Source organism: Fructilactobacillus fructivorans, from assembly GCF_000814735.1.
GTDB classification, from domain to species: domain Bacteria; phylum Bacillota; class Bacilli; order Lactobacillales; family Lactobacillaceae; genus Fructilactobacillus; species Fructilactobacillus fructivorans.
This window is the reverse complement of sequence record NZ_JOJZ01000007.1, coordinates 11,938-25,231: the sequence shown is the minus strand read 5'-3', so window position 1 is coordinate 25,231 and position 13,294 is coordinate 11,938. Positions and strand designations below refer to the sequence as shown.

General features: G+C 37.2%; 13 protein-coding genes. 12 read left to right on the top strand and 1 reads right to left on the bottom strand.

The window, feature by feature from the left end; genetic code table 11:
• Positions 1–16 precede the first annotated feature (16 nt).
• The 11 genes from LfDm3_RS00215 (at position 17) to LfDm3_RS00165 (ending at position 10,477) form a co-directional block, all read left to right on the top strand.
• Positions 17–967: a thymidylate synthase gene (locus LfDm3_RS00215; RefSeq protein ID WP_039142879.1), complete on the top strand. Its 951-nt coding sequence runs from the start codon at positions 17–19 to the stop codon at positions 965–967.
• Between the two features lie 9 nt (positions 968–976).
• Positions 977–1,471: a dihydrofolate reductase gene (locus tag LfDm3_RS00210; protein WP_039142876.1), complete on the top strand. Its 495-nt coding sequence runs from the start codon at positions 977–979 to the stop codon at positions 1,469–1,471.
• A gap of 14 nt (positions 1,472–1,485) precedes the next feature.
• Positions 1,486–1,707 carry a YozE family protein gene (locus LfDm3_RS00205; protein ID WP_039142873.1) on the top strand — a complete coding sequence of 74 codons (222 nt, stop codon included), beginning with the start codon at positions 1,486–1,488 and terminating at the stop codon, positions 1,705–1,707.
• A gap of 15 nt (positions 1,708–1,722) precedes the next feature.
• Positions 1,723–2,598 carry a ribosome biogenesis GTPase YlqF gene (gene ylqF, locus LfDm3_RS00200; protein WP_039142871.1) on the top strand — a complete coding sequence of 292 codons (876 nt, stop codon included), beginning with the start codon at positions 1,723–1,725 and terminating at the stop codon, positions 2,596–2,598.
• Complete coding sequence (locus tag LfDm3_RS00195; RefSeq protein WP_039142863.1) at positions 2,588–3,352, top strand: ribonuclease HII; 765 nt, start codon at positions 2,588–2,590, stop codon at positions 3,350–3,352. The genes ylqF and LfDm3_RS00195 overlap by 11 nt, the downstream gene beginning before the upstream one ends.
• Before the next feature lie 37 nt (positions 3,353–3,389).
• The gene (dprA, locus tag LfDm3_RS00190; RefSeq protein ID WP_039142861.1) at positions 3,390–4,262 is read left to right on the top strand and encodes a DNA-processing protein DprA; all 873 of its coding nucleotides are present in this window, start codon (positions 3,390–3,392) and stop codon (positions 4,260–4,262) included.
• A gap of 98 nt (positions 4,263–4,360) precedes the next feature.
• Positions 4,361–6,490 carry a type I DNA topoisomerase gene (gene topA / locus LfDm3_RS00185; RefSeq protein ID WP_039142858.1) on the top strand — a complete coding sequence of 710 codons (2,130 nt, stop codon included), beginning with the start codon at positions 4,361–4,363 and terminating at the stop codon, positions 6,488–6,490.
• Positions 6,491–6,573: 83 nt separating this feature from the next.
• Positions 6,574–7,506: a tyrosine recombinase XerC gene (xerC, locus tag LfDm3_RS00180; protein ID WP_039142845.1), complete on the top strand. Its 933-nt coding sequence runs from the start codon at positions 6,574–6,576 to the stop codon at positions 7,504–7,506.
• Between the two features lie 19 nt (positions 7,507–7,525).
• The gene (gene hslV, locus LfDm3_RS00175; protein ID WP_039142837.1) at positions 7,526–8,068 is read left to right on the top strand and encodes an HslVU peptidase proteolytic subunit; all 543 of its coding nucleotides are present in this window, start codon (positions 7,526–7,528) and stop codon (positions 8,066–8,068) included.
• 15 nt (positions 8,069–8,083) lie between these two features.
• Entirely contained in the window at positions 8,084–9,538 is a 1,455-nt protein-coding gene (hslU, locus tag LfDm3_RS00170) for an ATP-dependent protease ATPase subunit HslU (RefSeq protein WP_039142834.1), read from the top strand.
• 54 nt (positions 9,539–9,592) lie between these two features.
• Positions 9,593–10,477 carry an aldose 1-epimerase family protein gene (locus LfDm3_RS00165; protein ID WP_039142832.1) on the top strand — a complete coding sequence of 295 codons (885 nt, stop codon included), beginning with the start codon at positions 9,593–9,595 and terminating at the stop codon, positions 10,475–10,477.
• A 37-nt stretch (positions 10,478–10,514) separates the two neighbouring features.
• Here LfDm3_RS00165 and plsY read toward each other — a convergent pair whose 3' ends face one another.
• Positions 10,515–11,162, bottom strand: a complete 648-nt coding sequence (gene plsY, locus LfDm3_RS00160; RefSeq protein ID WP_010021439.1) for a glycerol-3-phosphate 1-O-acyltransferase PlsY — start codon at positions 11,160–11,162, stop codon at positions 10,515–10,517.
• A gap of 168 nt (positions 11,163–11,330) precedes the next feature.
• Here plsY and parE point away from each other — a divergent pair, with 168 nt between their 5' ends.
• On the top strand, positions 11,331–13,292 hold the full coding sequence (gene parE / locus LfDm3_RS00155; RefSeq protein ID WP_039142830.1) for a DNA topoisomerase IV subunit B: 1,962 nt from the start codon (positions 11,331–11,333) through the stop codon (positions 13,290–13,292).
• The last annotated feature ends 2 nt before the right edge of the window (positions 13,293–13,294 follow it).

Here is a 13,294-nt window from a genome sequence, read left to right as displayed (position 1 = left end):
AAGGAGAAGATAACCGATGTTAGAAGATGCATATTTAAATCTGGAACGTTACGTTTTAGAGCATGGGCACAAGAAATCTGATCGGACTGGGACTGGAACAATTAGTACCTTTGGGTACCAGATGCGGTTTAATTTGCAAGAAGGATTCCCTCTTTTAACCACTAAAGCAGTTCCATTTCGATTGATTAAGTCAGAATTACTCTGGTTTTTAAAGGGTGATACTAACATTCGTTACCTACTTCAACATAATAATCACATATGGGATGAATGGGCCTTTGAAAAATGGGTAAGTTCTGATGAATATCAAGGCCCTGACATGACCAATTTCGGCCTACGTTCAGAAAGTGATCCAGTGTTTAATCAGGAATATCAAAAGCAAAAGAAGATCTTTTGTGATCGGGTTTTAAATGATGATGACTTTGCTAAAAAATATGGGGATCTTGGCCTCGTTTATGGAAGTCAGTGGCGTAAGTGGAAGACCAGTCATGGGGATACCATTGACCAAATTAAAAATGTGATTGAAACCATTAAGAATAATCCAGATTCAAGACGAATGATTGTAAGTGCCTGGAATCCAGAAGACATTGGAAGTATGGCACTCCCTCCGTGTCATGTAATGTTTCAATTTTACGTTAACGACGGAAAACTGAGTTGCCAGTTGTATCAGCGGAGTGGCGACATTTTCCTTGGAGTTCCGTTTAACATCGCTAGTTATGCTCTTTTGACTAACTTAATTGCAAAAGAGGTAGGTCTTGAGCCCGGTGATTTTGTTCATACTCTAGGAGATGCTCACATTTACAGTAATCATATTGAACAGGTAAAGGAACAATTGAGTCGTAAGCCACATCAGGCACCCAGTCTTTGGCTGAATCCCCAAAAGGAGAGTATTTTTGATTATGGCATGGATGATATCAAAGTTATTGATTATCATCATGACAAACCAATTAAAGCGCCTGTAGCAGTTTAGGAGGTTACTATGTTAGCTTATATTTGGGCGGAAGCTTCGAATCATGTGATCGGACAAAATGGTAAATTACCATGGCATTTACCTGATGATATGCAGTTTTTTAAAGATCAAACCATTAACCATCAGATTTTGGCCGGGAAAAGAACCTACGATAGTTTTGGTCGTCCTCTTCCGAAACGAAAGAATCTAGTTTTAACTCATTTTCCCCAATCTGATTTTCCAGCCGGCGTAAAAGTTTTTAAAACCATTGATGAGTTTTTACAGTACGCGAAGGGTTATCCAAATGAGGTCATTTTTGTTGTTGGTGGGACTTCTGTCTTTAAGGAACTTCTGCCATACGTGGATTACCTATACCGTACGAGTATTAATCATGAGTTTAATGGGGATGTGCGAATGATTGATATTGATTATTCACAGTTTGAATTAGAACAACAAGTTCCAGGAAAGGTGGATAAGAACAATGTTTATCCGCATACTTTTGATGTATTTAAAAGAAAAAAATAATAAGAGGTAAAAATTTGAGAAAAAGTTTCTATGAGTTTTTAATGACACAGAGGCATCCCGGAAGTTCGGATCCAATCGCTGAATTTGCGAATAATGCTTTTTTTGATCAGTCTTTCCCAAAACAAGAAGATGACTTTGAGAAGCTTTCCAAATATTTGGAAGAAAATGCTGGATACTTGCCTTCAATGACCATTTTTGACGATGCTTGGAAAGACTATTTGGCTTATCTTGATTAACAGAGAGGAGAAATAATGGGAAGTAACATACAATGGTTTCCTGGTCATATGGCCAAGGCAATTCGGCAGTTTGAAGAAAATGTTCATGTAGTTGATATTATCTTTGAATTAGTTGATGCACGAATTCCGTACTCTTCAGTTAATCCAGAAATCAAGCGGGTTGCTGGCAATAAACCGCGTCTATTTATTTTAACTAAGTCGGATTTAGCTGATCCTAAGATGACGCAGAAATGGTTGGATTATTTTAACCAGACTGGATTATCAGCAATTTCGATTGACTCAAAAGCACATGGGGTAAGAAAGAAAATTGAAGCAGCTGCACGTCAGGTTTTAAAACCACAGTTGGAAAAGTCACAAGCAAAGGGAATTAAGAAAGATATTCTTAAAGCGGTTTGTGTTGGTGTGCCCAATGTTGGAAAATCGACGTTATTGAATCAACTAGTAAGTAAACGGTCAGCAGCTGTTGGTAATCGACCAGGTGTTACTAAGGGTCAGCAATGGTTAACTTCTAGTCCAACGATGGAGTTACTAGATACACCAGGGATCTTATGGCCAAAGTTTCAAAATCAGGAAATCGCCGATAAATTAGCTCTGACCGGTGCCATTAAAGAAAGCATTTATCATCCTGATGATATTGCGTTATTTGCACTACATTTTTTCCGAACCAATCATGAAGACGAAATTTTAAAGCGATATCATTTAAATGCCAATGACTTGAATTTAAGTGATGTTGATTTATTACTCAAGATTACGGAAAAGATCGGGATGAAAGACGACTATGATCGAGCCAGTATTCGGATTATTAATGACGTACAAAAGGGAAAATTAGGACGATTTACCTTAGATTCACTTGAACTAGTAAATGGGAATGAGCATAGTAATGACAATTAGGGAAATTGCTGAGCGGTTTGCTAACGTTACTGACGTTAGTGATCCGCTTTTTGTCCAATTTGATGGCGATCATCGAATTGGCGTTCAAAAGATTATTAAGAAAACGCTGAAGCGACTAAAAGAAGAAAATGAGCGCCAACATGAATTCTTTAATCGGTTTAAATATGAAAAAGAACTATGGCACAAGGGAATTAAGTATGTTGCTGGAGTTGATGAAGTTGGAAGAGGGCCGTTAGCTGGACCAGTGGTAGCTGGTGCTGCAATTTTACCGTCTGACTTTGATTTAGTAGATGTAAATGACTCTAAACAATTGAGTGATGAAAAGCGGCGGGAACTGGTCCCACTGATCCAAAAAGAAGCCATCGCATATAGTTGTATTCCCATTTCAAGTCAGATAATTGACGAGATCAATATTTATGAGGCTACTAGGGTGGCAATGAAAAGGGCCGTTTATAAATTAGATCCACAACCAAGTCATATTATTGTTGATGCGATGACGATTACTAATGATATCCCGCAAACGCGGTTAATTAAGGGTGACGCTAAATCTGTTAGTGTAGCCGCTGCTAGTATTTTGGCAAAGGTTTTTCGGGATGATCTAATGGATGAGTATGCGGTTCAATATCCACGATATGGCTTTGAGCACAATGCTGGTTATGGAACCAAACAACATTTGTTAGCTTTGGCTAAGTATGGCCCGACTCCGATTCATAGAAAAACATTTTCACCAGTTTTAAAAACGATTCATCATTAATTGCGTATTTATTCATAGAATAGAAAGGAAGAGAAAAATGGATAAACGCAATTTATTGCTTAGAATCAAACTGTGTCCTGGAATTGGAATTAAAGGTGAGGCAATGCTGGCTCATTGGATTAAGCATGCATCAATCGAAGCAGATTCAGACGTCTCAATTTTGAATCAATTAACCGTCATTCTTAAAAAACATCATTTAAAGTATGAACGGTTTGAACGGTGCTTTTTAAGCGATGAGGTAAACAAAAGAGTGGATTTAAATCAAAAGCAGCATTGGATTACGATTTTAGATGCTGAATATCCGCAGCAATTGGCTGATATTTATTGTCCGCCGATAGTTCTTTTTTTCGTAGGTGATGTAACTATTCTGAAAACACGATCAATTTCCATTGTTGGAGCTAGACAATGCACCAATTATTCGATTGCAGCCATTAAGTCCATCTTGACCAAGAGAGTTTTGAAGAGATTTACCATTGTGTCAGGATTAGCTAAGGGAGTTGATTGTTTAAGCCACCAATGTGCGTTAGCTAATAATGAACGGACAATCGGAGTGATTGGAACTGGATTGGATGGCTCGTATCCAAGTGAATGTATGAATATTCAAAATGAGTTAATGAATACTAATCTGGTAGTTAGTGAGTATCCGTTGGGAAGCAAACCACTTAAGTACCACTTTGTAGAACGAAATCGGATCATTGCGGGGCTTTGTGAGAAATTAATTGTGGTGGAAGCAAAGCAGAAGTCGGGAAGTTTGATTACGGCTAGTTTGGCATTATCAGAAAATCGGGATGTTTTTGCTGTGCCGGGGAATATTACCTCACCGCTATCGATTGGCTGTAATCAATTAATTGCTTCTGGTGCACGTCCATGTTTGAGTGATAATGATGTTTTGGAAGAATCTTTAGTTTGACAGGCTTCATAAACTGCAATATGATATGGAAGAAATTTAAACGGAAATTATCATGTATTCATGTATTAATGAAGAAAAAAATAACGAGGATAATTTTAATGGCGACAACTTCTGTAACAAAAACTAAAAAAACAACTAAAACGAAAAAAAGAAAAACAAGGACCAATAAGAAAAAGCTAGTGATTGTTGAATCACCTGCTAAAGCAAAGACCATTCAGAAATACTTGGGTAGTACCTACAAAGTAGTAGCAAGTAAAGGACATGTCCGAGATTTACCTAAGAGTCGGATGGGCGTGGATATTGGTGATGATTTTAAGCCCGATTATATCTCAATCAGGGGTAAGGGTGATGTCATCAAGATGTTAAAATCTGAAGCTAAAAAATCGAAAATGATTTATCTGGCGTCTGACCCGGATCGTGAGGGTGAAGCAATTGCGTGGCATGTTTCGCATGTGTTAAATCTGGATGTAAACGATCAAAATCGGGTGGTTTTTAATGAAATCACAAAGGATACGGTTAAGGATGCTTTTAAACACCCTCGAACCATTGATATGAATTTGGTCGATGCCCAGCAAGCTCGTCGAGTACTTGATCGATTAGTAGGATATTCCATCTCACCCTTACTTTGGAAAAAAGTGAAGAAGGGATTAAGTGCGGGACGTGTGCAATCAGTTGCATTATGGTTAGTCATTGACCGTGAGCGACAAATCAGAAAATTTGAGCCGGAAGAGTATTGGACGATTGATTCGGAATTTAAATCCGGTCGTTCTAAGTTTAAAGCTAGTTTCTATGGTTTAAATGGTAAAAAGACTAAGCTTGCGAATAATGATGACGTTCAAAAAGTCCTAAAAAAAATTGATTCGAAGGGTGATTTTGATGTTAATAAAGTCACTAAAAAAGAACGACGAAGACAACCTAATCCACCATTTACGACTAGTACCCTTCAACAGGATGCTAACCGGAAATTAAATTTCAAGACCGGACGGACCATGATGGCTGCTCAGCAGCTTTATGAGGGAATTAACATTGGTAAAGAAGGCAGTCAAGGGTTAATCACTTACATGCGGACTGATTCAACTCGGATTTCTTCAATTGCTAAACATGAAGCTGCTACTTTTCTTCATGAAAAGTATGGAGCAGAATACTCAGCAAATAAGCCGATTAAAGGTAAAATGCCTGAAGGAGCTCAGGATGCTCATGAAGCTGTTCGACCGACTTCAGTCCATCGGACACCTGCTAGTATTAAACAATATTTATCTAAGGACCAATATAAGCTTTATAATCTGATTTGGTCGCGTTTTGTGGCTAGTCAGATGACTCCAGCAATTATGGATACTGAAACGGTGACAATTGAGCAAAACGGCGTAACCTATCGGGCTAATGGATCCAAGATGAAGTTTGAAGGCTTTTTGAAGGTTTATTCAAATGGAAAAGAGAAAGATAACATTTTGCCTGACTTAAACCGTGGTGACACCGTGAAATTAGCCAAGAACAACCCAGATCAACACTTTACACAACCACCAGCTCGGTATACCGAAGCAAACTTGATTAAAACTCTGGAAGAGAATGGGGTTGGACGTCCATCGACTTACTCTCCAACGCTTGGAACCATTCAGAAACGATACTACGTTAAATTAGTGGGAAAGCGTTTTGAGCCAACTGAACTTGGTGAAATTGTTAATAAGATCATTGAAGAATATTTTCCTGATATTGTTAACGTTGATTTCACTGCCGACGTAGAAGGCAAGCTAGATGAAATTGAAGAAGCCAAAGAAAAATGGGTTGAGGTTGTTGATCATTTCTATCAACCATTTTCTAAGGAAGTTGATCACGCTGAAAAGCTCATGGAAGATGTTCAGATTAAAGATGAGTTAGCAGGATTTAACTGCGAAATTTGTGGTGCTCCCATGGTCGTCAAGATGGGGAAGTATGGCAAGTTTTACGCCTGTTCACGTTTTCCAGATTGTCGAAATACCCAAGCAATTGTTAAAGAAATTGGGGTAACGTGTCCAAAATGTAAAAAAGGACAGGTTATTGAGCGCAAAACGAAAAAGAATCGTTTATTCTATGGATGCTCACGATATCCTGAATGTGACTTTGTTTCATGGGATAAGCCAATTGGACGAGATTGTCCTAAGTGTGGTCATTTCTTAGTTGAGAAAAAGGTCCGAGGCGGCATGCAGGTAATTTGTCCAAATGGTGATTATAAAGAAGACATTCAAAAATAATTAAATTAACTGTTCTTCGGAACGGTTTTATTTACAAGGTAAAATGTAAAAAGTTACTTTAACCTAAAAGAAAGAAACAAACAATGAAAACAAAAAACCAAGATCTAATCAATCTATTTATCAAGTACATCATAAATGAACGCCAATATTCGGACGATACCGCCAAGGCATATAAGGATGATGTGGAAGAATTTAATACTTTTTTGAGGGATTCTGGAAAACAAAAAGATTTTAAAGCAATTGATAATTTTGATGTGGAAGTTTTTTTGAGTAGTTTACATGATCGTGGTGATGAAAATAGTACTATTGCAAGAAAAATTTCGTCATTAAGATCATTTTTCAATTTTTTATTAAATAATGAGTTAGTTTCAGACAATCCATTTGAATATGTTCATATAAAAAAGCATAATAAACACTTGCCGAGATTTTTTTATCAGAAGGAATTGGATATTCTGTTTAAAACTGCTCGTAAAAATCATAATAAACAAATGGCAACGCGTGACAGCGCTATTCTTGAAGTACTATATGGAACTGGAATGCGTGTCAGTGAATGTTCCAATTTAACCTTAAGTAATATTGATTTTGGTAATCGGATCATGCTAGTTTTAGGAAAAGGGAACAAAGAACGCTATCTTCCATTTGGTCGGTATGCCAAAAATGCAATTCTTAAATATTTAGAAGTATGTCGAACTCCGCTTATGAATAAATACCATAAGGATCATGATTTTTTGTTTATCAATCAGCATGGAGATCAACTATCAAGTCGTGGGATTGAATACGTTTTGGATAAAATCATGAAAAACAGTGGCATGAATGGATCAATTCATCCCCACATGTTGCGACATACGTTTGCCACTCAAATGTTAAATAATGGTGCTGACTTGAGAACCGTTCAAGAATTATTAGGGCATTCTGATTTATCTACCACCCAAATTTACACCCACGTAACTAAGGAAGGATTGCTTAAAAATTATAGTAAGTTCTTTAAGCGTCCAGATGAAGACAATCCGAATTAAGTTTTGAAAGGAATTAATTATGACAGTAAAGTTTGAAGCTACTACAATTTGTGCCATTAGGCATAATGGTCATGTTGCTCTTGCAGGTGATGGTCAAGTCACCATGGGAGAAAAGGTGATTATGAAAGGGACTGCTCACAAGATTCGTCGTATCTTCGATGGAAAAGTTGGAGTAGGATTTGCTGGCAGTGTCTCTGACGCCTTCAATTTAGAAGAAAAGTTTGAGCAAAAATTAAAAGAATATAGTGGCAACCTAAAGCGGGCTTCAGTTAAATTAGCCCAACAGTGGCGTGGTGATCAACAATTACAAAAGCTTGAAGCAATGCTAATCGTAGCCGATCACGATAATTTATTGTTAGTATCTGGCTCTGGTGAAGTAATTGAACCCGATGATGATATTCTAGCCATTGGATCTGGTGGTAATTTTGCGTTAGCGGCAGCAACAGCTATGAAGCATCATGCACCGGAAATGTCGGCTGAAGACATTGCAAAAGCTGCTATTAACATTGCTGCAGATATCGATATTTTTACTAATCACAACGTAATTTCTGAAGAATTATAAAATGAGGTATGATTAATGACACAAGAAGAACAAATGACACCCAAAGAAATTGTTTCACAATTAGATAATTACATTGTAGGACAAGATGAAGCCAAAAAGTCAGTTTCAATTGCCTTACGTAATCGCTACCGTCGGCTCCAATTAGATCCGCAGATGCAGGAAGATATTACTCCTAAAAATCTTCTAATGATTGGTCCAACTGGAGTTGGTAAAACAGAAATTGCACGAAGACTTGCTAAAATTGTGGATGCACCTTTTGTTAAGGTAGAAGCAACTAAATTTACTGAGGTTGGATACGTTGGTGGTGATGTTAATTCAATGGTTCGAGATTTAGTTGAAAATTCAGTTCAAATGGAAAAGAAGATCCAATTCAGAAATGTTCGACGTGAGGCAGAAAAGAAGGCCAACCAAGATTTAGCTGAAATTATTTCACGTGAAGAAAATCATGTTGATGATGCTCAAGAAAAGTCCAATAACGATAAAAAACTCCAAGACACCGTCAAGGAGCTCAATAAGGCCTTCAAAAAAGGGAAACCGATGGATTTATCATGGCTGAACGAAAAGGATCCCTTCATGGATCAAAACGAAAAAGATAAGATTAAAGATGATTCTGGTCGAATTTTGGCTCAAATTGAAAATGGTGAGCTAGAAGATCGAGAAGTTAAAATCTCAATTGATGATCCCTCAGCCGCATTAAACGCTGATAACAGTAAAATGGAACAAATGGGAATTAACTTGCAAGGATTGGAAAACATGTTACCAAAGAAGCAAGTTGAGCGAGTTTTACCGTTAAAGGAAGCGCGTGAAGCTTTGATTAATCAAGAATCTGAGACTTTAATTGATGACGCTAAGGTTAATGGAGCTGCAATTAAACGTGCGGAAAATACCGGAATTATATTTATTGATGAAATTGATAAACTTACTGGTGGAAATAAGCAAACACGTGGTGAAGTTTCCAGAGAAGGTGTTCAACGGGATATTTTACCAATTGTCGAGGGAGTTAATGTAAATACAAAATATGGTGTCATCAATACTAATCATATCTTGTTCATTGGCTCTGGTGCTTTCGCTGATAGTAAGCCATCTGACCTAATTCCCGAACTTCAAGGTCGTTTTCCAATTCGAGTTGAATTAAATGACTTAAGTAAAGATGATTTTGTTAAAATTTTAACTGAACCTAGTGATGCATTGATTAAGCAATATGTAGCTTTAATCGGTACTGATAACATTAAAGTTACCTTTACTAAAGAAGCAATTGAAAAAATTGCTGATATTGCCTACTCTGTTAACCATGATACTGATAATATAGGTGCTAGAAGACTTCATACCATTCTAGAAAAATTACTCGAAGATATTTTGTATGAAGGTCCTGACATGCATATGGGTGACATTACCATTAATCAGAAGTACGTAGAAGATAAAGTCGGTAATTTAGCTGCTGATGAAAATGTAGCCCGTTATATTTTGTAGGTTTGAAATTTGTGAAGTACGAAGTACTAGGTATAAGGAAAGTGAGGGATTAGATTGCCAGTTACGTTAAAAAATGATTACTTGACGGTTAAAATTAACCAAAAGGGTGCAGAAATTGTATCTGTTAAGGATCAAAAAGGAACTGAATACATTTGGGGTGCTAATAAAGAATACTGGAAGCGCCATGCACCAATATTGTTTCCAATTGTTGGGCGACTTCAAGATGATGATTACATTTATGATGGGAATAGTTATCATATGTATCAACATGGATTTGCTAGAGATAGTGAGTTTGAAATCGAATCTCATAATAAAACTGAGGTTAATTTCATGTTGCATTCCAATGCGGCAACTAGAAAAATTTATCCCTTTAACTTTAACTTATCCATTCATTATGAGTTAGATGAACATACAATTGCAGTTGAAATGGTGGTAGAAAATATTAATCCTGATCCAATGTACTTTTCATTGGGAGCCCATCCAGGGTTTAACGTTCCACTCTTTCCTAAGCGTGAAACGTTTGATGATTATTCGGTTTCAGTGGCTCCTAAACATGATTACAAAATCGTAAGAATTGATCAAAATGGATACAGTAACATCAAACATCCCGTTGAAAAGACTTTAGATAATCCACTTCAATTAAAACGCGATTTGTTTAAACATGATGCCAAAGTACTAGATGTCTCCGATAATGAACAGACAACTGTTATGCTTCAATCTGATGTCACAGATCATGGGGTGGCTCTTACTGCTTACGATTGCAAATACATTGGCATTTGGTCAACTTATCCTAAAGAGGCCCCATTCGTATGTTTAGAACCATGGTGGGGAATTGCTGATGAAGAAGAAAGTACCGGATTTTTAAAGGACAAAGCTGATATTAGTAAACTTGATCCTAATGAAAGTTTAAATGCTAATTTTGATATTACCTTCTTCTAATCAAAAGAAAAAATAAGGGACGCTCAGAGAGTGTCCCTTATTTATGCTGTTGTTTAGGATGAATTGTTTTTTTGATGTACTTCAGATACCAATAGTAAAGTCCAAAGGGTACCAGATTTTCGTTTCCATGAATAATTTTAATAATATTATTACGATGTCGATAGAAAGTGAAGATGGTCAGACAGATTGCTAAAATCGTAAGGGCAGGATCGTGTTCGAAAAACGATGCAATTACGATAATAGTAAATCCAAGCATACTAGCAAGGCTTACCATACTAGTAACAAAGATACAAGTAACCCAGGTACCTGCTGCAATACAGAAAAACACGAAATTATACGCCCATAACATTCCGGCACTGGTAGCAACTGCTTTTCCACCACGAAAATGATCAAAGATAGAGTAAGTATGACCTAAAATTGCTGCTAGGCCGAAAATTAATGGATACCAAGAATGGATGCCAAATTGCATTGGCAGCCATGTAGCAATGGCACCCTTAGCAATGTCTAGAACCATCACGATTGTTCCAGCAAACCATCCCAGTACTCGATAAGTGTTAGTGGCCCCAATGTTTTTGGAACCATGTCGTCTAATATCGATATGAAAAAATATTTTACCGATCCAAATTCCGTTTGGAATTGAGCCAAGTAAATAGGCCAAGATCAGGAGAATAATAAATTTAACCATATCTTCCTCCATATTTATTAATATATGCTCACAAAGTTTTATTTTAGCATTAAAAAGATCATTTTAAAATTTAGTTTGAAAGATTGTGGTGGACTTTGAAACGTCTTTCCAATCAAGTTTAAATAGGTTATTATTAAAAACGATGATTAAAAGAAGGAGTCTTTCCTAATGACACAGGCAAAAAAACAAGAATATGATGCCTCTTCAATTCAAGTCTTACATGGTTTAGAAGCAGTTAGAAAACGACCTGGTATGTACATAGGTTCGACTGACTCGAAAGGACTACACCATTTAGTATACGAAATCGTAGATAATGCAGTTGATGAAGCACTCGCTGGATATGGTGATGAAATTAACGTCACCATTCATGAAGATGATAGCATTACCGTTGTTGACCACGGACGTGGAATGCCAACGGGAATGCATTCTTCTGGGAAACCAACTCCAGAAGTAATTTTAACGGTTCTTCATGCTGGTGGAAAGTTTGGACAAGGAGGATACAAGACCTCTGGTGGTCTTCATGGGGTTGGTTCAAGTGTTGTTAATGCACTTTCAACTCATTTAACCGTTCAAATTGTGCGTAATGGTCAGCTTTATCAGGAAGATTTTGCTGATGGTGGGAAACCAGTTGGAACCTTAAAAAAACTTGGTAAAACAAGTAAACACACCGGAACGACTGTCACATTTAAACCTGATCCAGACATTTTCACTACTACAACTTACAATTACGACATTTTGGCAGAACGGCTTCGTGAGTCTGCCTTTTTGCTGAAGGGCGTTAAAATTACTCTCAAAGATGAACGACCAGGAAAAATTCGCGAAGATGAATTTCAATTTAAAGATGGAATCAAAGAGTTTGTTGATTATTTAAACGAGGGTAAAAGCACTCTTGGAAAAGTTATGTATTTTGATGGTAAAAAAGACGGCATTGAAGTTGAAGTAGCTGCTCAATACAACGATGGTTACACGGAAAATATGCTTTCATTTGTTAATAACGTTCGCACAAAAGACGGTGGGAGTCATGAAGCTGGCTTTAGAAGTGCTTGGACCAAGTCCTTTAATGAATATGCAAGAAAAGTGGGCTTATTAAAAGATAAAGATAAAAATCTTGAAGGTAATGATGTTCGAGAAGGTTTAACTGCGATAGTAGCACTAAAAGTTCCAGAAGAATTACTTCAATTTGAAGGACAAACCAAGGAAAAATTGGGAACACCAGTAGCTCGATCTGTCGTAGATAACGTGGTTTCCGAACAGTTATTGTATTATTTAATGGAAAATAGTGATTTTGCTAATACATTAATTAAGAAAGCTACCAATGCTCGAACTGCACGTGAAGCCGCTAAAAAGGCACGAGAAGAAAGTCGTCATGGTAAAAAAAGAAAGAAAAGAGAACGTTTACTTTCTGGAAAGTTAACCCCAGCTCAATCTAAGGATACAAGTGAAAACGAACTATTTTTGGTTGAGGGTGACTCCGCCGGTGGGTCAGCTAAACAAGGCCGAGACCGTAAGCATCAAGCCATCCTACCGTTGCGAGGAAAAGTTTTAAACACAGAACGTGCTAAGCTTCCTGATATTATGAAAAATGAAGAGATTAGTACGATCATTTACACGGTTGGCGCTGGTGTAGGAGTGGACTTTAAGATTGACGAATCCAATTATGACAAGATTATTATCATGACTGATGCTGATGATGACGGTGCTCATATCCAAATCTTGCTACTAACTTTTTTTTATAAGTACATGCGTCCTATGATTGAAGCTGGTAAAGTATACATTGCCTTACCACCACTTTATAAATTGCAACATGGAAAGGGCAAAAGAGCGAAAGTAGAATATGCTTGGACTAACGAAGAGCGAGATCAAGATATTAAAGATTTTAGATCGGGATATTCGTTACAACGTTTTAAGGGTCTTGGTGAAATGAATGCTGACCAGTTATGGGAAACAACAATGGATCCTGCCAAACGAACCCTGATTAGAGTAAGAATTGATGATGCGGCTGATGCAGAACGACAGGTTTCTACGCTAATGGGTAACAAGGTTGAGCCACGTCGAAAATGGATTGAAAGCAATGTCCAATTTAACCTTGAAGAAGACGGAAGTATTTTGGATAATACGGAAAAAAATTAGTT